Here is a 21295-nt window from a genome sequence, read left to right as displayed (position 1 = left end):
GGCTGCCGCCGGCGAGGGTGCCGTCGGCGAGGTCGCCGTCGGCGAGGTCGCCGTCGGCGAGGTCGCCGTCGGCGGGGGCTATGCCGAGCGGCTCGTCGCCGCGTTCGCCGAGGAGACCGGGCTGGCTGTGCCGGTGCTGCCGTGGCATTCGCTGCGGACGCCCGTCGCCGACCTCGCCGGGGCGCTCGCGTTCACGGCCGGGGCGCTGGGGAAGCTCGCCGTCGATGTCGCGACGCTGACCCGGACCGAGCTGGGTGAGGTCGTCGAACCGGCCGCTGATGGGCGGGGTGGGTCGTCGGCGATGCCGCACAAGCGGAATCCCGTGCTCGCGACGCTGATCCGTTCGGCCGCGCTGCAGGTGCCCGTGCTGGCCGCCGGCGTCACGCAGTCGATGCTGGCCGAGGACGAACGGTCGGCTGGGGTGTGGCATGCCGAGTGGCAGCTGGTGCGGGAGTGTCTGCGGCTGACCGGTGGGGCCGCGTACACCGCTGTCGAGCTGGCGCGGGGGCTCTCCGCTCGGCCGGAGCGGATGGCGGAAAACCTGGCGTCGACGCACGGGCTGATCGTCTCGGAACGGCTCTCCGCCGTGCTCGCGCCGCTGCTCGGGAAGGCGAAGGCCAAGGAGCTGCTGGGTGAGGCGTCGCAGCGGGCTGTTGAAGAAGACCGGCCGCTGCGGGACGTGCTGGCCGAGCTGCCTGCCGTCACCGGGGTGCTGACCGCGGCCGCGCTGGATGGGCTGCTTGATCCCGCTGGGTACACCGGGGCCGCCGGTGAGCTGGTCGATCGTGCGCTCGAGCAGGGGGCCAAAAAAGTTTGAACCGCCTCTGGCGGGTGTCCGTGTAGTGGGTATCAGGCCGCACCGAGCGGCGGGAAAACCCAACGGACACAAGGAGAACTTCCATGCTTCGCACGCGCATCGCCGTCTCCGTCGCCGCGGCGGCAGCCGGGCTGGCAGTGCTCACCGCTTGCTCGGGTGCCGAAACTGCTCAGCCGGTCATCGCACCCGCAGCGGCCGGGGGCACCGGTGGCGGCCAGATCGCCAACGGGCAGGTCGGGAACGCCGCCCCCGCGTCGAACGAGTCGAAACTCGTCGTCGCGGACGTCGCCAACGTCGGGCAGGTGCTCACCGACCAGAACGGGATGACGCTCTACCGGTTCGACAAGGACACGGCGAAGCCGCCGAAGTCCAATTGCGACGGTGACTGCGCCAAGGCTTGGCCGCCGATGCTGGCGACCGGGGACGTGCAGGTGCAGGGGGTCGACAAGAACCTCGTCGGGAAGGTGACGCGGTCCGACGGGACCGAGCAGATCACCGTCGGCGGGTGGGCGCTCTACCGCTACGCCAAGGACACCAAGGCCGGGGACGCGAGCGGGCAGGGCGTCGGCGGGGCCTGGTACGCCGCGAACGCCAAGGGCGGAAAGGCCGGGCAGGCCGCCGCCGAAGCCGGTGTCGTCAAGCTCAGCGCGAGCAAGATCGACGGGCTCGGGGACGCGATCGTCGACCAGAACGGGATGACGCTGTACCTGTTCACGAAGGACACCAAGAAGGCCAAGACGTCCGCCTGCAACGGCGACTGCGCCAAGACGTGGCCCGCGGTCCTGTCGAACAACGGCAAGGTCGAACTGCAGGGCATCGACTCGAAGCTGCTGGGCAGCATCAAGCGCGCGGACGGCACCGAGCAGGTCACCATCGGCGGCTGGCCGGTCTACACCTTCGCGAAGGACCTGAAGCCGGGCGACGCGAACGGCATGGGCGTCAACGGCACGTGGTTCGTCATCGAGCCCAACGGGTGCAAGGTCGGGACCACCCCCAGCACCGCCGCCAACCAGGCTCCGGCTGACAGCGGTGCGGGGACCAGCAACTCCGGCTCCGGAGGCACCACCTACTGAACTCCTAGTGGGCGAGGCCCGGCGGACGCTCTTCACGAGCGGCCTCCGGGCCTCGCTCGTCGTGGTGGCGGCGCAGGAACGACCGGCGACGCGGGGTGGCGTCGTCGGTGCGGTCGACGCGGTCGCGGTCGATGACTTCGGTGTGCTGCTCGGCGAGCGCGGGCTCGTCGGCCGTTTCGTCCTCGGGCAGCAGGATGGTGCGGCGGGCCGGCAGGACCGCGATCAGCAGACCGAGGGCGGCGACGCCGAGGTGCAGCCACGTGTCGGCGGGGCCCATGTCCAGCGGGTTGCCGGCGGTGGCGAAGGGGTTGTTGGAGATGAGGCCGTCGATCATCAGGCCCCACACGAACAGCAGGCCGTAGCCGATGAACAGCAGCCAGCCGAACGTCCGGGCGCGGCCCGAGCCGAAGGCCAGGAGCAGGCCGATGACGCCGGTTCCGATGCGGACGACGCTCATGAGCGGGTTGGCGGAGAACCGCCAGAAGCCCGCGTCGTGGTGGCCGGCGAAGTTGCCGAAGCCCGTCCTGGTCAAGCCGATGATGCCGACGACGAGGAACGCGATCCCGGCCAGTCCGGCCAGCACCTGCGCCGGTTGCAGGCCGCGAACCCGGATGCGTGCGCCTTTCGCGTGAGTCATGACTCCAGTCCTTCCCAGCGGGTGGTGACGACCGTCACCGCTCTCGGGTACCCCGTGCACACGGTGAGCGAAACGACGGTGCTTGCCCGCGGGCCACCTGCGCGTTCGCGGTTGAGGCCCCCGGCGAGAGCTATCCCACAAATTCACCCGTTTCAGCGAACAGCGCGGGGCGCTCCCGGCAATCCGGGTCATGCGCAAGCTGAGCGGGATCTTCCTGGTGGGGCTGTGCCTGGGGGCGATCGGCGCGGTGGTGGTCACGGCGCGTCACGACGTCCCCGCGGCGCCCGCGCCCCTCGCGGCCGCCGAACCGCTGACAACGATGTCCGAAACGCCGGTGAGCACGCCGACACCGACACCGACGCCGAGCAAGAGCGCGACGCCGGCCAAGAGCGCGCCCAAGGTGGCGGCCGGCGAGCTGGACCGGCTGATGCCGAGCGGGACCGCCAGCGCCGTGGTGTTCGACCGGCAGAGCGGCGCGGCGACCGTCTCCGTGCGGGCCGACCGCGGGTACACGTCGGCGTCGCTGGTGAAGCTGCTGATCGCGCTCACTGTGCTCGACCGGGGCGGGCCCACGGCGTCGGTGCAGAAGATGTTGTCCCGCAGCGACGACGGGCTCGCGAGCGGGTTCTGGTCGGCGTACGGCGGGCCGGCGATCGTCACGCGCTGGGCGGCGAAGCTCGGGCTCACCGGGACGAAGCCGCCCGCGGACCCGGGGCGCTGGGGTGACACGCGGATCACCGCGCGGGACGTCGTGCGGATCTGGCAGTACGTGCTGGAGCACGCGCCGGGCGCGGTCATGGCCGCGCTGCGGGGTGCGACCGAGCGGGGGTCCGACGGGTTCCGGCAGTACTTCGGCATCCCGGACGCCGCCGGTGGCCGGCCGTGGGCGGTCAAGCAGGGGTGGTCGTGCTGCGGGCCGACGCGGATGCTGCACACCTCGGGAGTGGTCGGCGACGGGGACCGCTACATCGTGGTAGTGCTGAGCGAGCACCCCGCGTCGGTCGACTACGCGACCGGTTCGAAGCGGGTGACGGCGCTCGTCACCGCGCTGCTCGGCTGACGCTCACTGGTCGGTGTCCGCCAGCGCTCCGTGCGCGCCGGACTTCGGCAGCGCCCACGGCAGGACGCCGCCTGTCGTCTCGGCTTGGCGGCCGGCCGGAGCCGGGCTCGTGGTGTGCGCGCCGATCCACGCCAGGACGTCGGGGATCTGGGACTTGAAGGTGTTCATGTTGTGGCCCGCGTCCCGGATGCGCCACGACGTGAACTGCACCGGCGGCCGCGCCGCGGCGCGGATCTGGTCGATCGCGTAGCTCTCGTAGTTCTCCTTCTCGCCGGAGATGGCGAGGATCTGGACCGGGGACGGGTGGAGGCGGACGTTGACCCGGACGTTGTTGGCGTCGTTGATGTCCTGGCGGCCGTGGAACAGGTCCTCGGTCTCGGCGTCGACCTGTGCCTTGTCGTAACCGCTGACGCTGACCGCCTGGCCGTACCACTGCGGGTGGCGCGTCACCAGGTTCATCGCGCAGTAGCCGCCGGAGGACCAGCCGGCGATCGTCCACCCCTGGCGGTTCGCGGAGACGCCGAGCTTCTGCAGGGCCCAGTCGCGCAGGTCGGCCGTCAGGTACGTGTCGTTCGCCGTTCCGTTGACCTCGTCGACGCATTCGGTGTCGTGGCCGACCTTCGGCACGCCCGTCGGGTCCGGGACGATCACCACCGTCGGCGGCAGGACCTTCTTCGCGATCGCCGCGTCGAGCTGCTCCGGCATGTGGTAGCCGCTCGTGAAGACCTCGGGGCCGGACGGGTAGTTCGGGATCCACTCGATCGCCGGGAACCGCAGTTCCTTGTACGCCGCGTCGAAGTACTGCGGGGGCAGGTACACCGTGACGTCGCGGGTCAGCTTGGTGCGCCGGCCGGTCACCTTCATGTGGACGACCGTGCCCTTGCCCTCCTTCGCGTGCGCGACGCCCGTGTCGCGCAGCCGCTCGAGGTCCTCGCCGTTCTGCGCCGCCTCGGCGTCGGTGCCCTGGCCGGCGTACACGCCGGTGCCGAGCAGCGAACCGACCGTCGGGAAGAAGCCGCCGATCATGTTGCCCGCCATGCCGGTGGTCAGGACCAGCAGGACGACCGCGAGCAGGATCGTGGCACTGCGCCACAGGCGCTTGCGCTTCCAGCGGTCCCAGAACCACGGGACGGCGACGATCGCGAGCAGCGTCAGCACGACCACCACGATCATGTTGACCGGCGAATCGAGCCGGATGCCGCTCAAGTTCATGGGGTTTGTCCTTCCGGGCGGGCAGTGAACGCGCACCCGGAACCCCCCGGACTCGCGTATATATCACGTTTGAGCCCACGGACAAGTTGCGGCCCTGTGACTTCTGTCATAGGGCCGCAACGCACTCCGAACTCAGCGTTTTCTCAGTTATTTCCCCAAAGCGCGGGTCAGGACGGTGATGGCCTGCGTGATCGCGGCCTCGGCGGCGTGGGTCTCGCGCAGGGCGTTGACCATCACGAAGTCGTGGATGATCCCCTGGTACCGGACGGCCGTGACGGGCACGCCCGCCTGACGCAGCTTCGCCGCGTACGCCTCGCCTTCGTCGCGCAGGACGTCGGCCTCGCCGGTGATCACGAGGGCCGGGGGCAGGCCGGCGAGCTCGTCGAGCGACGCGCGCAGCGGGGACGCGGTGATCTCGGCGCGCTGGGCGGGGTCGGTCGTGTACTGATCCCAGAACCACTTCATGCCTTCGCGGCCGAGGAAGTAGCCTTCGGCGAACTTCAGGTACGACTCGGTGTCGAAGTTCGCGTCGGTGACCGGGTAGAAGAGCACCTGCTGCTTGAAGGTGACGTCGCCGCGCTGCTTGGCCAGGATCGTCAGCGCCGCGGTCATGTTCCCGCCGACGGAGTCCCCGGCGATCGCGATGCGCGAGGTGTCCAGGCCCTGCGAAGCACCGTTCGACGCAACCCACTTCGCGACGGCGTAGCTCTGCTCGATGGCGACCGGGTAGCGCGCCTCCGGCGAGCGGTCGTACTCGGGGAACACGACGGCCGCGCCGACGCCGGCCGCGAGTTCGCGCACCAGCCGCTCGTGGGTGTGGAAGTCGCCGAACACCCAGCCTGCGCCGTGGATGTAGACGATCACCGGCAGCGGGCCCTCGACGCCCTCGGGACGGACGATCCGGGTCTCGACCTCGCCGGTCGGGCCGCCCGGGACCTGGATGACCTCGATCGACGCCGGGGCCATGGCGACATCACCGTCCTGGACGCCGTCGACGGCCTTGCGCCCTTCCGCGGGCGGCAGCTGGAACAGGTACGGCGGCTGGTCGGTGGCCTCGGCGAACGCCTGCGCGGCCGGTTCGAGGGCCAGGTTGTGCGGGTTGGCGGTCATGTCGTCCTCCTGGGTTCGAAGCTGATGCGACCAAAGTAGCTCGCAACTCAGTTGTGCACAACTTAATGACGTCCAATGAGATGCAGGGCACTTCAGTTGCCGCGCAGTCCGAGGTCGGGAACCATGGAGTGGTACGTAGAGAGGAGGACGCCATGGCATCGCTGCGGCTGGACGACCAGCTCTGCTTCGGGCTGTACTCGGCGTCTCGCGCGGTGACGTCGCTGTACCGGGTCGTCCTGGAAGACCTCGACCTGACCTACCCCCAGTACCTGGTGATGCTGGCGCTCTGGGAGCAAGACCACCGCCTGGTGAAGGAGCTCGGCGCCGAGCTGAACCTCGACTCGGGCACGCTCTCGCCGCTGCTCAAGCGGCTGCAGACCGCGGGACTGGTGGTCCGGAACCGGCAGGCCGACGACGAGCGGTCGGTCCGCGTCAGCCTGAGCGAGGCCGGGAAAGCGTTGCGCAAGAAGGCACAGGACATCCCCGACGTGATCGGGACGGCGATGAGCCTGGACGACGCCGGGGTGGCCCGGCTGCGCGCCGAACTGGACCGCCTGACAGAGTCGGTGAACGCCTATCGGGAGGCTCTGGCACCGGCATGATCAACCACGACGACGCACTGAAGGCCGTCGAAAGCAGCTTGGACCGCCCTTCGGCGGCCCGGATCTACGACTACTTCATCGGCGGGCACACGCACTACGCGATCGACCGGAACTTCGCGGAGAAGGTCCGCGCCCGGCTGCCGCTGATGGGCGAGTACTGCCTGACGAGCCGTCAGTTCCTCGGCCGCGCGGTCCGGCAGTGCGTCCGCGAGGGCATCCGCCAGTTCGTCGACATCGGCTCGGGCCTGCCGACCGCGGGCAACGTCCACGAGGTTGCCGACGAAGAGCGCGAGGAGCTCGACACGCGCGTGCTCTACATCGACAACGAGCCGATCGCGCTCGCGCACTCGACGTTGCTGCTCGCCGACACCGCCGACCCGGAGCGCCACCACGCCATCGCCGCGGACTTCCTGCAGCCGGAGGACCTCTGGGACCGGGTGACCGCGTCCGACGTCATCGACGTGCGGGAGCCGATGGCGCTGGTGATCAACGCCGTCATGCACTTCGTCAAGGACGAGCAGAACCCGGACCGCCTGCTCGATTTCTACCGCGACCGGCTGCCGTCCGGCTCGCTGCTGGTGCTGTCGCAGATGACCAACGAGAACCCGGTCAACGAGGACGAGCGCCAGGCGCTGATCGACCTGCTCGAGTACTACGAGACCACGACGAACCCCGGTTTCCTGCGGCCGATGGCCGAGTTCGAACGCTTCTTCGGCGGCTGGCCGATGCTGGCGCCGGGGCTGGTCTACGCGCCGGCGTGGCATCCCGACGAGCAGACCGTGTTCGCCGGGTCGCCGTCCGAATCGCGGGTCATCGGCGGCGTCGCCCGCAAGCCTTAAGACGCTTCGCGCAGTCCTTCGAGGAGGTCGAGGACGGCGCTCTTGCCCAGCTCGACGGCCTTGCGCAGCACTTCGGGGTCGCGCTCGACCACGCCGACGTCCGGCGATCCCGCCGGCGGCCGGATGCTCAGGATCCGCGGGTCCGACGCCAGGACCTCCTCGTCCTCGACGTCGCGGCGGTAGGTGTCGCGCCACGCCGGGATCGCGCCCGGGGCCTGGCGGCGCAAGAACCGCGGCACCACGACGTCGTATGCGCGCGGTGGCGGCACCGGGAGCTCATCGGCGCGGCGGGTGCGCAGGACGAGGACGTCGGTCGCGTCCTGGGCCAGCGCCGTCCGGTATGGGATCGGTTCGGCGACGCCCGCGTCGACGAACCGGCGGCCGGCCATCGGAATGGGCGGTCCGGCCAGCACCGGCATGCACGACGACGCCGCGAGCGCGACCTTGATCGCGTCGACGTCGGCGAGAAAAGGGTGGAGGTCGGTCGACTCCCCTGTGTCGGCGTCGGTGGCCAGGGGGTGGAACGTCACCGGGTTGGCCAGGATCGCCGGGAAGTCCATCGGTTCCAGTACCGAATAGACCTGGTGGACGAGGTATTCGAGGTCGATCACCGCGCGGCCGCGCAGGGTGTGCAGCGGGTTGATGATGCGGCGCATGACGACCGGGTTCCACCAGGTCCGGACGCCGGTCGAAGAGCAGCCGCTGAGCAGCCAGGCGCCGTTGAGCGCGCCGGCCGACGAGCCGTAGACGGCGTCGAAGACCGGGACGGCGCCGAGTTCGTCGAGTGCCAGTGCCATGCCGCTGGAGTAGGTGCCGCGGCTGCTGCCGCCTTCGATGGCGAGCGCGAGGCGCCTGCCGTCGGTGCGTTCGCCCGGGACGCTGCCCGTCGCCAGTCGTTCGGAGATCAGTTCGAGTACCGGATGCACTCGTCCCATCCTGCCCCCGCCCGGGCGTCGCTTTCACGTGAAAGCGGCCACCTGGGGGCGTAGCTTTCACGTGAAAGTGACGCGTCACTCCTTGCCGTGCAACTGGGTGCATATGAAACTGGGTGCATGGCACTGGAGCACGCGATCCTCGTCTCGCTGTCCGAGCGCGCCGGCTCGGGCTACGAGCTGACGCGCCGGTTCGAGAAGTCGATCGGGCTCTTCTGGAGCGCCACCCACCAGCAGATCTACCGCGTGCTGAAGCGGATGGAAGAGGCCGGCTGGGTGGCCGTCGACGTCGTCGCGCAGTCGGGGCGGCCGGACAAGAAGGTCTACACGGTCAGCGACGGCGGCCGCGCCGAACTGGTCCGCTGGCTGGCCGAGCCCGATCCGAGCGCCGGACCGGTCGAACTGGCCGTGAAGATCCGCGGCGCCACCTTCGGGGACCCGGCGAAAGTCGCCGAAGAGATCGTGCGGCACCGGGCACAGCACGCCGAACGCCTCGACGTCTACCGCCAGATCGAAAAGCGCGACTTCCCCTCGCCCGCGGGCCTCCAGGGCCAGCACCTGCACCAGTACCTGGTCCTGCGCGGCGGCATCCGCGTCGAAGAGGGCCAGGTCGAGTGGTTCGACGAAGTCCTCGCCGCCCTCCACCACCCCAAGGACGCCTGATGACCCCGTACCCGAACTTGCTTTCGCCGCTCGACCTCGGCTTCACGACGCTGCGCAACCGCGTCCTGATGGGGTCGATGCACACCGGCCTCGAGGACAAGGCCGCGCACTTCCCCGAGCTGGCCGAGTACTACGCCGAACGCGCTCGCGGCGGGGTCGGCCTGATCGTCACCGGCGGGTTCGCGCCGAACAAGACCGGCTGGCTGCTGCCCCTGGCGTCGAAGCTGACGACGTCCGCCGAAGCGAAGCAGCACCGCCAGCTCACGGTTCCGGTCCACGAAGCCGGTGGCAAGATCGCACTGCAGGTGCTGCACGCCGGCCGGTACGCCTACCACCCGCTGAGCGTGTCGGCGTCGAGCATCAAGGCGCCGATCAACCCGTTCCGGCCGCGCGCGCTGACCGGCTACGGCGTCCGCAAGCAGATCGACGCCTTCGCCCATTGCGCCGCCCTCGCGCGCGAAGCGGGCTACGACGGCGTCGAGATCATGGGCTCCGAGGGGTACCTGATCAACCAGTTCCTGGCCGAGCGCACCAACAAGCGCACCGACGCCTGGGGCGGCACGCCGGAGAAGCGCCGCCGGTTCGCCGTCGAGATCGTCAAGCGCACGCGGGAAAAGGTCGGTGAGGACTTCATCATCATCTACCGGCTGTCGATGCTCGACCTCGTCGACGGCGGCCAGCGCTGGGAAGACGTCGTCGCGCTCGCGAAGGAAGTCGAAGCCGCCGGGGCGACGATCATCAACACCGGCATCGGCTGGCACGAGGCCCGGGTGCCGACGATCGTGACGTCGGTGCCGCGCGCCGCGTTCACCTGGGTGACCGGGAAGCTCAAGCCGCACGTCGGGATCCCGGTCGTCACGTCGAACCGGATCAACATGCCGCAGGTCGCCGAGGAAGCCTTGAGCGGCGGCGACGCCGATCTCGTGTCGATGGCGCGGCCGTTCCTCGCCGACCCGGAGTGGATCCGGAAGGCCGAGACCGGCCGCGAGGACGAGATCAACACGTGCATCGCCTGCAACCAGGCCTGCCTCGACCACGCCTTCAAGCGCAAGCTCGTGTCCTGCATGGTCAACCCGCGCGCGGGTCACGAGACGAAGCTGACCCTCGCCCCGACGCGGCGGCAGAAGCACGTCGCCGTCGTCGGGGCCGGGCCCGCGGGGTTGTCCGCCGCGACCGCGCTCGCCGAACGCGGGCACGGCGTCGAGCTGTTCGAGGCCGACGACGAGATCGGCGGCCAGTTCGGCATCGCGCGGAAGATCCCCGGCAAGGAGGAGTTCGCCGAGACCATCCGCTACTACCAGCGGCGGCTCGAAGTCACCGGCGTGAAGCTGCACCTCGGAAAGCGCGTGTCCGCGGCCGACCTGACCGGCTTCGACGAGGTCGTGCTCGCCACCGGCGTCGCGCCGCGCGTGCCGTCGCTGCCCGGGATCGACCACCCGAAGGTGCTTTCCTACGTCGACGTCGTGAAGCACGGCAAGCCGGTCGGCGAGCGGGTCGCCGTCATCGGGGCCGGCGGGATCGGCGTCGACGTCAGCGAATTCCTCACGCACGCGGATTCGCCCGCACTCGACCTCGACGCGTGGATGGCCGAGTGGGGGGTCGCCGACCCGGAGACCGCGCCGGGCGGGCTCACGACGCCGAAGCCCGAGCCGTCGCCGCGGCAGGTGTACCTGCTGCAGCGCAAGAAGACCGGGATCGGTTCCGGGCTCGGCAAGACGTCGGGCTGGGTGCACCGCGCCGCGCTCAAGGCCAAGCGCGTCGAGCAGGTCCCCGGCGTCAGCTACGAACGCGTCGACGACGACGGCCTGCACATCACCGTCGATGGCACGCCGCGGCTGCTCGAAGTCGACACGGTCGTCGTCTGCGCCGGTCAGGAGCCCGTGCGGGACCTCGCGGACGAGCTGCGCGCCGCGGGGCTGCCGGTGCACCTCATCGGCGGCGCCGACGTCGCCGCGGAACTCGACGCGAAACGCGCGATCGACCAGGGAACGCGGCTCGCGGCCGCGCTGTAGCCCGATAAGCGTCGGGCACTGGCAGGATGGGGCGCGTGCGAGACGTATGCGTGATCGGGCTCGGGCTGATCGGCGGTTCGCTGCTGCGCGCGGCCGCCGCCAGCGGCCGCACGGCGTTCGGCGCCGCGGTTTCCGAAGGGGACGCCGACGCGGCCAGCAGAGCGGGTTACGACGTCACGACCGACGTCGAAGCCGCGCTGCACCGGGCCGCCGCCGACGACGCGCTGGTCGTGCTCGCGGTGCCGCTCCCGGCCGTCGAAGACCTGCTGCGGCTGGTCAACCAGCACGCGTCGCACTGCCTGCTCACCGACGTGACGAGCGTGAAAGCACCGGTGCTGGACGCGGTCCGGCGGCGCGTGCCGTACACGCGGTACATCGGCGGCCACCCGATGGCCGGCACGTCGAACTCGGGCTGGCTCGCCGGGGACGCGACGCTGTTCCAGGGCGCGGCCTGGGTCGTCGCCGTCGAAGAGGACACCGACCTCGAAGCCTGGGCCGAGGTGGCGGCGCTCGTGCTCGACATCGGCGCGCACGTCGTGCCGCTGCCGGCGGAGTCGCACGACGAGGCCGTGGCCCGGATTTCCCACCTGCCGCACCTGTTCGCGGCCATCCTGGCCACGATCGGCGCCGAGGGCGGCCCGCTCGCGATGTCGCTGGCGGCCGGGTCCTACCGGGACGGGACGCGGGTCGCGAGCTCGAACCCGCACCTCGTGCGCGCGATGACCGAGGGCAACCGGGACGCGCTGCTGCCGATCGTCGACGAAGCACTCGGGCGGCTCGGTGCCGCGCGCGGCTCGCTCGCGTCGACCGGCGGGCTGGCGGCCACGATCAACGCGGGTTACGAAGGCGCGCAGGCACTCGCGGCCAACCTGGACGCCGAGCGCGCGGGCGTCCGGATCAGCCTGACGGCGCCGGACGCCCGGCAGGGCCTGATCGCGCTCGGCGAGCGCGGGGGCCGGATCACCGGGCTGTCCGACGGCATCGCCACCGGCGAGGTCCAGTAGCTACCGCGCGGGCGGGTTGTCCGGCGTGTCGTCGAACTTGTTGAGGAAGTCCTTGGCCTTCTCGACGCCGCCGTCGATCTGCGAGTCGTGGCCCGCGAACTTGGACTTCGCGAAGTCCGCCGCCTTGTCCAGGCCCTCCTCGATCTTGTCGTTGTGCTCACGCAGGGCCTCTTCGGCCTTGCCCTTCAACGCGTCGAAGTCGATTCCCATGCCGCAATTGAACAACACGAACCTCAGGTGCGCCTGTGGTAGGGCAGGAACCGCCGGACGAGCCGCAGCGGGGTGCGTTCCACCAGGTCGGGGCCGCGGACGGCGTCGAACGCCGACTCCAGCTGGTCGACGACGCCGGCGAGCTGCTCGCGGTCCGGCAGTGGCACCGACCGCGGTTCGCGCTGCTCGCGGATGGCGGTCGCCAGCTCGTCCAGGGCGGCCGTGAGCAGCTCGACGTCGGCCGGATCCGGGGGCGGTACGCCGCGGCCGATCGTCACGCCGACCTCGGTGACCGCGTCCGCGACGCGTTCCTGCGCCGCGATCACCGGCCACCACGCCACCGCCTGGCGGCCGTTCGCCGAGGGCTCGACGACGACCTGCTGGAACGCCGTCCGCAGGTCCGCCAGCGCCCGGTAGGCGCCGCGGCGGGCCCGGGACCGCGCCAGCCGCGCCTCCCCCGAAGACGCCTCGACCAGCGCGCACGAGACGTACTTCGCGACGGCGTCCAGCCCGTCGGCCAGCCGGCCGCCGACCTGGGGACGACGGCTGCCCGGCCACAGCAGGTAGCCGAAGACCAGCACGATCACGCAGCCGAGCGCGGTGTCGACCAGCCGCGCCACCACGACGTTCCAGCTGCCGGTGTTCGCCAGGTCCATCTGCAGGATGATCAACGGCGTCACGAACGCGCTGAGGATGCCGTAGTTGCGCACCTTCCCGACCGCGACACCGCCGGCGAAGATCGCGATCAGCGCGACCAGGATCCAGCCGCGGCCGCCGGCGGCGAGCACCACGGCGCCGATCCCGACGCCCACCAGCGTGCCGATCCCGCGCAGCACCGCGCGGCCGAAGACCGAACCGAAGTCGGGCTTGAGCACGATCCCGACGGTCAGCGTGATCCAGTAGGACCGCTCGAACGGCACCAGCAGGCCGACGACCTCGGCGATCGCGACGCAGAGGGTCAGCCGCAACGCGGCGATCCAGGTCAGCGGGCCGGACGCGAGCGAGCCCGCCCACGTGCGCAGGCGCCGGTACCAGGGCGTCGGCTCGCGGCGCTTGCGGTCGTCACCCTTGCCGATCCGGACCAGGCCCGCGTACAGGGCGGCCAGGCGCGGATCGGCTTCGTCCACCGGCGCCGGCGGCGGTTCCGGCAGCGGCTGGCTGGCCAGCACCGACGCGGAAAGCGCGACGAAGTGGTCAATGACCTCGCGCGGCGGGCGGCGGCCGGCGTGGACCAGCGCGACCGACGCCTCGACCGCGGGGGTCGTCGCCGACAGCAGGTTGAGCAGCTGGCGGTACGCGGCGTCGCGCCCGGAGAGCCACGAGCGCGCGGTGAGCAGCTGGTCGTAGGCGGTGTTCATCGCCGTGGTCAGCCGGTGGCGGGCCACCCGCGAGACGGCTTCGTCGGTCGCGGACAGCATCGCGGCCAGCTCGACGTAGACGTGCGCGACGGCGGTGCGCTCGGGACTCGTCGCCCGGAAGGTCCAACTGACCAGCGCGACCAGGAAGCTCCAGGCGGCACCGAGGCAGAAGAAGCCGAAGAGGGCTTCGACGCGCACGCCGGTCGCGTGCTGGCCGGTGCCGAGCACGCAGAACACGAACATCTGCAGGCCGGCGACGGAGGCGTTGCTGCCGGCCGCGCTGATCAGCGCGGACACCGCGGCGACCAGGATCACCGCGGGCACCGACAGCGCCGGGGCGCCGCCGGTGAGCAGGCCGACGAGGTAGCCGGCGGTCGCGGCGAGCGTCGCACCGCCCAGGCGTCGCGCGCGGTAGCGGTACGGGCCGGCGGATTCGGAGAGCACGGCGGGCAGCGCGCCGGTCGAGATGAGCGCGCCGACGGCGATGTCGCCCGCCGCGTAGGCCACCGCGAGCGGGACGGCCAGCGCGATGACGGCGCGGGCGACCATGTTCCACGGCACCGGGACCGGCTTGCTGCGCAGCAGCTGGGTCAGCCAGTGCGGCGCGGCGAGGTCGGGGCGCGGCGTGCTCACGCCCCCATCTTGACCTACGCTCACCGGCACGCTTAATTATCATTCTGTCAACAACGCGGGAGGTTCCGGTGGGCCGCAAGTTCTCCTTCGAGGTCAACCGCACGAGCACGGCGCCGCCGGAGGCGCTGTTCGCGCGTGAGGCCGAGGGCCCGCGCTGGGCGGAGTGGGGAAAGCCACTCATCGTGCAGGCCCGCTGGAAGCGGCCGGGCCCCGGCGTCGGCGCCGTCCGCGAGGTCGGGCTGTGGCCGGTGCTGATCCGTGAGGAGACCGTCGAGTACGAGCCCGGCCGCAAGCACGTCTACACGTTCTTCGGCGCCAACCCGATCAAGGACTACCGGGCCGAGGTCCTCCTCACCCCGACCGCCGACGGCGGCACGCACCTGCGGTGGACGGGGTCGTTCACCGAGCCGGTCAAGGGCAGCGGCCCGGCGCTGGCGGCCGGCCTGCGCGCGGTGATCCGGCTGTTCTCGGGCAAGCTCGTCAAAGCGGCCGAAACCGGGCGCTGACCTGGGTGCGCCGGGACACACCACGATCTCCCGGCGCAACTTCCGACCGCTGTCTCACGTCACTCTTTCGGGTGGTCTTTTGACCACCGCGGAAAGGGGGACGCGAGATGAAACGACTGGCGGCGATCGTCGTCACGGCGGCACTGGCGCTGACGGCCTGCTCGGCGGAGGAGCCCGGCCAGCGGGAGTTCGGCACCAGCCAGCCCAACCCGGCGCCGGGCGGCGGTCCGGGCGCGACGGCCCCGGGGCCGTACCCGTTCGGCACGGTCCAGCAGAAGGCACCCGCGATCGAGAGCGGCCAGGTCCCGGTCGTCCGGCGGATCACCACCGACAAGCCGTACGTCTTCCTCACGATGGACGACGGCGCGGTGAAGGACCCGGCCGCGCTGAAGCTGATGCAGCAGAACGGCACCCACCCGGTGCTGTTCCTGAACCAGAAGTACGTGAAGGGCCACGAGGCCTACTTCAAGCAGATCCTCGACGCCACCGGCGCGACGCTCGGCGACCACACGGTCGACCACCCGAACCTCAAGGGCAAGCCGTACGAGTTCCAGCGCAAGGAGATCTGCGACGACGCCGACGACTTCCAGGCGTCGCTCGGCGTCCGGCCGTCGCTGTTCCGGCCGCCGTTCGGCAACTACGACCAGAACACGCTGCGCGCGGCGGCCGCGTGCGGGATGCGCGCCTCGGTGCTGTGGACGGCCGCGGTCAACGACGGGCACGTCCAGTTCCAGTCCGGCGACAAGCTCAAGCCGGGCGACATCGTGCTGATGCACTTCCGGAAGACGTTCACCGAGGACTACACGGCGTTCGTCGAGCAGGCGAAGAAGGACGGGCTCATCCCCGTCCCCCTGGCCGACTTCCTCGGTTAGAGCACCACGGTCGGCGTCACGACCGTCCGGCGGCACGTGACGTCCCCGAGGTGCACGAGGATCTGCGTCGTCCCGCGCGGCACGTTGTCGAGCACGAACCGCCCGCCTTCGTCGGCGGTCGTCGACGACGTGCCGTGCTCGGCGACGCGCACCTCGACCCCGTACTGCCCGGCGGGCACCAGCCAGCCGTCGATGCGGTGCAGCTTGCCGATCTTGGTCAGGTTGATCATCACCGTCAGGTCGCTGACGGTGAACGTGATCGTGCCCGTGCCGCTGCCGCGGACGCCGGCGAGGTCGTCGAGCCGCTCCCACCGGGCGACCTCGACGTCGAGGTCCTCGAGCGCGAGCGCGAACTGGACCCGCTGCACCAGGTCTCCCGGTGGCGGGTCGAACTCGTCGAGGAAGCTGCCGATCCCGGCCAGGATCAGGTCATCGGAAAAGGCCTCACCCGGCGCCCCGAGGTCGTTCATCGGCTTCCCCCTTCACTGACGAGGAGATCGCGCATCTGGTCGAGGCAGCGTCCTCGGGTCGGTCCGACGCTGCCGCGTGGCATGCGTAGCGCGTCGGCGACGAGCTGGTACTCCGCGCGGCCCGCGAGCACGGTCAGCCGGAGCAGTTCCTGACAGCGGTGGGGCAGCCGGACGAAGGCGCGCCAGACCCGGCGGTCGCGGTCGGCGCGGACGGCTTCGTCTTCGGGAGCCGGTTGGGTGCTCGGCATGGCCTCGGCGACTTCGTCGCTCAAGGGCACGGGCTGGATGCGGCGGCCGAACGGGTGGGTGGCCTCGCGGCGGGTGGTGGTGATCAACCAGGCGGCGAGTGCCTTGGGATCACGGAGCTTGCCGAGCTGGCTGAAGAGGGCGAGCCAGACGGTTTGCACGACGTCTTCGGCGACCGAGCGGTCGAGGCCGTTGGCGCGGGCGACGTGCCACACGAGCGGGGTCAGCTCGGCGACGAGGCGGTCCATCGCCCGGCGGTCACCGTCACGGGCGGCCTGCATGCACGCGGCGTGCAGCTCGGCGCCGGTCAGGCCCTCCCAAGGCGGATCTACCTCTGTGGTTTGCACGTCGGTCACGGTATCTGCCCCTCTTCGGAAGAGTCTTCGAGTCGGCATTGGCAGTATCGCGGGTCCTTCGGGGGGAAGGAGCGTGCAGGTGGATCTCGGATACATCAAGGTCACTTACTTCGTGTGCTGGCGGTCAGTGGTCGTTGCGGGAGGCACCGGCCGGCGCGGATGCGCCCGCACCGGCCGGTGCTCCCCTCCCTCAAGGACCCGCTCCCCAACGGGTCCCGCCAGGTGTCCCCTCCCCCGAAGGGCACCCGGCCGACGGTGTCCGGCAGCCCCCTCGGCTCCCGGCCACCGCGTTTTCCGTCGAACCCGACACCCCCTGTCGTGTTCTTCCGTCCTCGGCTGCTCCACAGGACGCAGTGGCGGGACGGCCAGATACACGAATCGCCGAAGTTTTTCGAAGATCGACGCACCGGCACCGGATGATCACCCGATGTGATCCGCAAGCGTTTGCGCCCACCTCGCGTAGCCCGCCGGCCCGGGGTGGAAGCGGTCGGAAGCGAAGGCCGCCGGGTCGAGCAGCGCGGGATCCATCGGGAGGTGGGTGACGCCGGGGACGCGGGCGAGGGCGGCGGCCGCCGCGTCGAGCGCGGTCGACCGGGCCGACAGGACGTCACGCAGGGGCCGCGGCAGCGCCGGGAAGCGGGACATCGGCGGCACCCCGGCCAGGACGACGCGGACCGGGCCGAGCCGCCGCCGGAGCTCGACGACGAGGGCCAGGAGGTCGCGGCGGTAGGCCGGGGCGGACCGGAGTTCGATGGTGTCGTTGACGCCCAGGGCGACCACGACCAGGTCGGCCGGGCGGACGAGCGGGAGCAGGTCGGTACGCGTGACCCGGGCGTTCGCGCCGGTGCGTCCGACCGCCTGCCAGCGCACCGACCGGCCGTCGCGGGCGAGTTCGCGGGCGAGGCAGCCGGTGAGCGCTTCCTCGTGGTGTGCCGCGCCGACGCCGTCCACCGTGGACTCGCCCAAGACGGCCAGGCGGAACGGCTCGCCGTCGCCGGGGACGAGCCCTTCGGTGGGCCCCGCGGCGCCGGGGAGCCGCGGGGTCGTCCGCTTTACGTACACGGCTTGAGCGATGAGAACCATGGTTCGACGCTAGCCGTGGGCGATGGAGACCTTGCGCCTGATCAGCGTGGGGTCCGCCACGGCGTCGAGCAGGTACTCGGCGACGTCGGCGCGGCGGATCGTGTAGCTGCCGCGCACGTTGCCGTCGAGGCGACTCTTCACGACGCCGGTGCGCGGGCCGTTCAGCAGCATCGGCGGGCGGACGACGGTCCAGTCCGCGTCGCTGGTCATGACCAGGTCCTCCATCGCGCGCATGTCCGCGTAGCCGTGCTTGAGGACCGTGTTGAGCAGCGGCTTGACCAGCGTGCGGGTGAAGACGCCGTCGCCGTCGGCGTCCAGCCCGCTGGCGCTGACCACGAGCAGCCGCTTGGCGCCGGCCGCGAGCGCGGCGCGGGCGCCGTCGGTGCAGACGGTCGTCGGCTGACGGTCGCGCGAGCCCAGCGCGGAGAGCACGGCGTCGCGGCCTTCGATCGCGGCGGTGAGTTTCTCCTGCTCGTGCAATCCGGCGACGACGACCTCGGCCGGCAGCTTCAGCTTGGCCGGGTCGCGCACGACGGCCGTGACGTGCCAGCCGCGGTCCAGTGCCTGCTTGACGACTTCGCCGCCGACGCCGCCGGTCGCGCCCAGAACGGTGATCCGCATGTGTCTCCTCCTCGGTTAGTGAACACTCACCAGGTAGGGTGAGTGTTCACTAACCACGCTGAGAACGCACTCAGGAGCCGTCATGGGAAGCCGTGAGGAGATCGTCGCCGCGGCCGCGAAGGTGATGCGCGAGCAGGGCTACGCGCACGCGACGACAAAGGTCATCGCGCAGACCGCGGGCTACTCGGAGGCGATGCTCTACAAGCACTTCCGCGACAAGACCGACCTGTTCCTCAGCGTGATGGGCGAGGAGTTGCCCGCGCTCGGCGCGGCGCTGGGCGAGCTGACCGCGGACCCGGGGCGGGCGTCGCTGCGGGACAACCTCGCCCGCGTCGCCCGGCTCGGGCTGGCGTTCTACCTCGAGGGGTTCCCGATCGCGGTCTCGGTGTTCTCCTCGCGCGAGCTGCTGCGGTCACACCGGGAACGGCTGGGCGAGCACGGGCCGAAGGTGCTGCTCGACGGCGTCGCGAACTACCTGCGGGCCGAGGTTTCGCTGGGCCGGGTCAAGGACGGCACCGACGTCGAAGCGGCCGCGGCCCTGCTGCTCGGCGCGTGCTTCCAGCAGGCGTTCCTGGCGACGTTCGAAGAGCGCGAGCCCGCCGATCTCGCCGGCCGGCTCGCGGACACGCTGCTCGCCGCGCTCTAGGAGGCGTTCTTCTCCTCGCGCAGCTTGTGCCAGCGCTCGTACATGCCGTTGAGCTCTTCCAGCATGAACGACAGGAAGTCGCGCATCTCCGCGAGCCGCTTCCCGGCCGGCGAGTCCTCGCCGAGGGCGTCGATGCCGTTGTCGGCCGCGTCGCGCCACATGATGATCATGCGGTCGCGCTTGAGGAAGGTCGCGTACCAGAGGTCGTCGAAGAGGCGGTAGTGGTCGCGGCGCTCGCCGGGCTCGCGTTCCTTGGCCACCAGGCCGATCTGCTCGAGGAAGCGCACCGCGCCGGAGATCGCGGCCGGGCTGACCGACAGCTGCGCGGCCAGGTCGGCGGCGGTCAGGCGGCCTTCGTCGGTCGTCATCAGCGCGGCGAACACCCGCGCGGCCATGCGCTGCATCCCGATCTGCGAGAGCACCAGCGCCAGGCTCTCGACGTACCGGCGGACGGCGTCTTCATCTCGCTTCGTGTCAGGCGTCGTCATCGGCCCATCCTCCCGTACCCGGCCCCCAAGATCACTCGCTCTATACATTTTCTTAACTTCACAACTTTGTGAAATCAGTGTAGCTTCCGAACCATGGAAAACGCCATCGCGATCTCCGGCCTCCACAAGTCGTTCGGCCGGACGAAGGCCCTCGACGGCCTCGATCTGCAGGTACCCGCCGGGGAGGTGCACGGCTTCCTCGGCCCGAACGGCGCCGGGAAGTCGACCACCGTCCGGGTCCTGCTCGGCCTGCTCCACGCGGACTCGGGGGATGTTCGCCTGCTCGGCGGCGACCCGTGGAAGGACGCCGCGAGCCTGCACCGCCGCCTGGCCTACGTGCCCGGCGACGTCAACCTCTGGCCCAACCTCTCCGGCGGCGAGGTGATCGACCTGCTCGGCCGCCTGCGCGGCGGGCTCGACGAGAAGCGCCGGGCCGACCTGATCGAGCGGTTCGACCTCGACCCCAAGAAGAAGGGGCGGACGTACTCGAAGGGCAACCGGCAGAAGGTCGCCATCGTCGCCGCGCTCGCCTCACGCGTCGACCTGCTGATCCTCGACGAGCCGACGTCCGGCCTCGACCCGCTGATGGAGGCGACGTTCCAGTACGCCATCCAGGAGGAGCGCGAGCAGGGCCGGACCGTGCTGCTCTCCAGCCACATCCTCGCCGAGGTCGAGGCGCTGTGCGACAAGGTCAGCATCATCCGCAACGGCCGCACGGTCGAGTCCGGGACGCTCGCCGAACTGCGCCACCTGACCCGCACGTCGATCACCGCCGAGCTGGCCGGCCCGCCGAACGGGCTCACGAAGCTGGCCAACATCCACGACCTCAAGGTCGAGGGCAACCGCGTCCGCTTCGACGTCGAGACGCGGTCGCTCGACGACGCCCTGCGCCAGCTCACCGAAGTCGGCGTGCGCAGCCTGGTCAGCCAGCCGCCGACGCTCGAAGAGCTGTTCCTGCGGCACTACACGACCGAAGCGAGCGCGAAATGACCGCAACCCTCTCGCGCGCCGAAACCGAAGCCGCGCCCGCGCACGAATTCGCGGGCACCTGGCACCTCACCCGGCTCGCGCTGCGCCGCGACCGCGTGGTGCTGCCGATCTGGATCGTGCTGCTCAGCATCGTCCCGGCCAGCTCGGTCAAGACGTTCACGCAGTTCTACCCGACGGTGGCCGACCGGCTCGCGCTGCAGACGGGCGCCAACGCCAACCCGTCGTACGCGCTGCTCTACGGGCCGCCGTTCGACCTGACCACGGCCGGCGGGTTCATCGCCTGGCGCATGGCCGGGTTCCTGGCGCTGCTGACCGGCTTGATGGTGGTCTTCACCGTCACCCGGCACACCCGCGCCGAGGAGGACACCGGCCGCGCGGAGCTGCTCGCGTCCGCGGTCGTCGGCCGGTACGCGGCGCTGACGTCGGCGCTGCTGGTGGCCGGCGGGGCGAGTGTCCTGATCGGGCTGGTCCAGGGGGTCAGCCTGCTCGGTGCCGGGCTGCCGGCGGCCGGTTCGATCGCCTTCGGCGCGGCGGAAGCGCTGGCGGGACTGGGGTTCACGGCGGTCGCCGCGGTCGCCGTCCAGCTCGCCGAGTACTCGCGGACCGCCAACGGGATCGGCACCGCCGTGGTCGGTGCCGCCTTCCTGGTGCGCGGCGCCGGGGATTCCACCGTGGACGCCCGCTGGCTGTCGTGGCTGTCCCCGATCGGCTGGGTGCAGCAGGTCCGGGCGTTCGCCGTCGAACGCTGGTGGGTGCTCCTGCTGCCGGCGGCCTTCGCGCTCGTCGCCGGCGGGATCGGGTACTGGCTGCTCCCCCGCCGCGACGTCGGCGTCGGCATCCTGCCGCCGCGGCCCG

23 protein-coding genes and 1 pseudogene are annotated in these 21295 nt (G+C 71.0%); 13 read left to right on the top strand and 11 right to left on the bottom strand.

Annotation, left to right across the window (positions count from 1 at the left end; genetic code table 11):
- Together G3I65_RS02195 and G3I65_RS02190 are read left to right on the top strand one after the other, a co-directional pair.
- Positions 1-817: lyase family protein (locus tag G3I65_RS02195; protein WP_240924581.1), on the top strand; the 817-nt coding region annotated here is incomplete at its 5' end.
- Positions 818-900: 83 nt separating this feature from the next.
- A complete protein-coding gene (locus tag G3I65_RS02190) occupies positions 901-1890 on the top strand; it encodes an SCO0930 family lipoprotein (RefSeq protein ID WP_160694239.1) in 990 nt (329 codons plus the stop codon).
- Between the two features lie 4 nt (positions 1891-1894).
- On the opposite strand, the gene G3I65_RS02185 is transcribed toward G3I65_RS02190, so the two are convergent.
- A complete protein-coding gene (locus G3I65_RS02185) occupies positions 1895-2527 on the bottom strand; it encodes a DUF4383 domain-containing protein (protein ID WP_160694237.1) in 633 nt (210 codons plus the stop codon).
- Positions 2528-2717: 190 nt separating this feature from the next.
- Between G3I65_RS02185 and G3I65_RS02180 the strand changes: the two genes are divergently transcribed.
- The gene (locus G3I65_RS02180; protein WP_160694234.1) at positions 2718-3587 is read left to right on the top strand and encodes a serine hydrolase; all 870 of its coding nucleotides are present in this window, start codon (positions 2718-2720) and stop codon (positions 3585-3587) included.
- A 3-nt stretch (positions 3588-3590) separates the two neighbouring features.
- Here the strand turns inward: G3I65_RS02180 and G3I65_RS02175 are convergent, their stop codons facing one another.
- A complete protein-coding gene (locus G3I65_RS02175) occupies positions 3591-4799 on the bottom strand; it encodes an esterase family protein (protein ID WP_160694232.1) in 1209 nt (402 codons plus the stop codon).
- A gap of 147 nt (positions 4800-4946) precedes the next feature.
- Entirely contained in the window at positions 4947-5909 is a 963-nt protein-coding gene (locus G3I65_RS02170) for an alpha/beta hydrolase (protein ID WP_160694230.1), read from the bottom strand.
- Between the two features lie 152 nt (positions 5910-6061).
- Here G3I65_RS02170 and G3I65_RS02165 point away from each other — a divergent pair, with 152 nt between their 5' ends.
- Entirely contained in the window at positions 6062-6511 is a 450-nt protein-coding gene (locus G3I65_RS02165; protein ID WP_160694228.1) for a MarR family winged helix-turn-helix transcriptional regulator, read from the top strand.
- Positions 6508-7350, top strand: coding sequence for an SAM-dependent methyltransferase (locus G3I65_RS02160; protein WP_160694226.1), 843 nt, complete (start codon positions 6508-6510; stop codon positions 7348-7350). Before G3I65_RS02165 ends, G3I65_RS02160 begins: the two co-directional genes overlap by 4 nt.
- On the opposite strand, the gene G3I65_RS02155 is transcribed toward G3I65_RS02160, so the two are convergent.
- A complete protein-coding gene (locus tag G3I65_RS02155; RefSeq protein WP_166639537.1) occupies positions 7347-8285 on the bottom strand; it encodes a patatin family protein in 939 nt (312 codons plus the stop codon). The genes G3I65_RS02160 and G3I65_RS02155 overlap by 4 nt on opposite strands.
- 117 nt (positions 8286-8402) lie before the next feature.
- Between G3I65_RS02155 and G3I65_RS02150 the strand changes: the two genes are divergently transcribed.
- Genes G3I65_RS02150 through G3I65_RS02140 form a run of 3 tightly spaced genes read left to right on the top strand, consistent with a single transcriptional unit; the run spans position 8403 to position 11961 of the window.
- Positions 8403-8945, top strand: coding sequence for a PadR family transcriptional regulator (locus tag G3I65_RS02150; RefSeq protein WP_160694222.1), 543 nt, complete (start codon positions 8403-8405; stop codon positions 8943-8945).
- On the top strand, positions 8945-10957 hold the full coding sequence (locus tag G3I65_RS02145; protein WP_160694220.1) for an NADPH-dependent 2,4-dienoyl-CoA reductase: 2013 nt from the start codon (positions 8945-8947) through the stop codon (positions 10955-10957). Before G3I65_RS02150 ends, G3I65_RS02145 begins: the two co-directional genes overlap by 1 nt.
- A gap of 26 nt (positions 10958-10983) precedes the next feature.
- Positions 10984-11961 (top strand): prephenate dehydrogenase, encoded by a 978-nt coding sequence (locus tag G3I65_RS02140; protein ID WP_166639536.1) that lies wholly within the window; start codon positions 10984-10986, stop codon positions 11959-11961.
- Here the strand turns inward: G3I65_RS02140 and G3I65_RS02135 are convergent, their stop codons facing one another.
- The gene (locus tag G3I65_RS02135; RefSeq protein ID WP_160694218.1) at positions 11962-12171 is read right to left on the bottom strand and encodes an antitoxin; all 210 of its coding nucleotides are present in this window, start codon (positions 12169-12171) and stop codon (positions 11962-11964) included.
- Between the two features lie 23 nt (positions 12172-12194).
- Positions 12195-14162, bottom strand: coding sequence for an FUSC family protein (locus G3I65_RS02130; RefSeq protein WP_160694216.1), 1968 nt, complete (start codon positions 14160-14162; stop codon positions 12195-12197).
- A 68-nt stretch (positions 14163-14230) separates the two neighbouring features.
- On the opposite strand from G3I65_RS02130, the gene G3I65_RS02125 reads away from it, so the two are divergent.
- Together G3I65_RS02125 and G3I65_RS02120 are read left to right on the top strand one after the other, a co-directional pair.
- The gene (locus G3I65_RS02125; protein WP_086673582.1) at positions 14231-14668 is read left to right on the top strand and encodes an SRPBCC family protein; all 438 of its coding nucleotides are present in this window, start codon (positions 14231-14233) and stop codon (positions 14666-14668) included.
- Between the two features lie 107 nt (positions 14669-14775).
- Positions 14776-15540 carry a polysaccharide deacetylase family protein gene (locus G3I65_RS02120; protein WP_166639535.1) on the top strand — a complete coding sequence of 255 codons (765 nt, stop codon included), beginning with the start codon at positions 14776-14778 and terminating at the stop codon, positions 15538-15540.
- Here the strand turns inward: G3I65_RS02120 and G3I65_RS02115 are convergent.
- The 4 genes from G3I65_RS02115 to G3I65_RS02100 form a co-directional block, all read right to left on the bottom strand.
- Positions 15537-16010: a carboxypeptidase regulatory-like domain-containing protein gene (locus G3I65_RS02115; protein WP_160694214.1), complete on the bottom strand. Its 474-nt coding sequence runs from the start codon at positions 16008-16010 to the stop codon at positions 15537-15539. The genes G3I65_RS02120 and G3I65_RS02115 overlap by 4 nt on opposite strands.
- Positions 16007-16612 (bottom strand): RNA polymerase sigma factor, encoded by a 606-nt coding sequence (locus G3I65_RS02110; protein WP_160694212.1) that lies wholly within the window; start codon positions 16610-16612, stop codon positions 16007-16009. Before G3I65_RS02110 ends, G3I65_RS02115 begins: the two co-directional genes overlap by 4 nt.
- Positions 16613-17032: 420 nt before the next feature.
- Complete coding sequence (locus G3I65_RS02105; protein ID WP_160694210.1) at positions 17033-17695, bottom strand: SGNH/GDSL hydrolase family protein; 663 nt, start codon at positions 17693-17695, stop codon at positions 17033-17035.
- Between the two features lie 9 nt (positions 17696-17704).
- Positions 17705-18316 carry an NAD(P)-dependent oxidoreductase gene (locus tag G3I65_RS02100; protein WP_160694208.1) on the bottom strand — a complete coding sequence of 204 codons (612 nt, stop codon included), beginning with the start codon at positions 18314-18316 and terminating at the stop codon, positions 17705-17707.
- Between the two features lie 82 nt (positions 18317-18398).
- Between G3I65_RS02100 and G3I65_RS02095 the strand changes: the two genes are divergently transcribed.
- Positions 18399-18962 carry a TetR/AcrR family transcriptional regulator gene (locus G3I65_RS02095; RefSeq protein WP_160694206.1) on the top strand — a complete coding sequence of 188 codons (564 nt, stop codon included), beginning with the start codon at positions 18399-18401 and terminating at the stop codon, positions 18960-18962.
- Here G3I65_RS02095 and G3I65_RS02090 read toward each other — a convergent pair.
- Complete coding sequence (locus G3I65_RS02090; protein ID WP_160694204.1) at positions 18959-19450, bottom strand: GbsR/MarR family transcriptional regulator; 492 nt, start codon at positions 19448-19450, stop codon at positions 18959-18961. The genes G3I65_RS02095 and G3I65_RS02090 overlap by 4 nt on opposite strands.
- Before the next feature lie 93 nt (positions 19451-19543).
- Between G3I65_RS02090 and G3I65_RS02085 the strand changes: the two genes are divergently transcribed.
- Positions 19544-20440, top strand: coding sequence for an ABC transporter ATP-binding protein (locus G3I65_RS02085; protein ID WP_160694202.1), 897 nt, complete (start codon positions 19544-19546; stop codon positions 20438-20440).
- Positions 20437-21295: pseudogene (locus tag G3I65_RS02080) on the top strand (ABC transporter permease); the annotation flags it as partial. The gene G3I65_RS02085 and the pseudogene G3I65_RS02080, both read left to right, overlap by 4 nt.

The organism is Amycolatopsis sp. SID8362 (genome assembly GCF_010550475.1).
In the GTDB taxonomy this organism is placed as follows: domain Bacteria; phylum Actinomycetota; class Actinomycetes; order Mycobacteriales; family Pseudonocardiaceae; genus Amycolatopsis; species Amycolatopsis eburnea.
The sequence above is the reverse complement of the archived record's forward strand: the minus strand, read 5'-3'. Positions and strand labels throughout refer to the sequence as shown.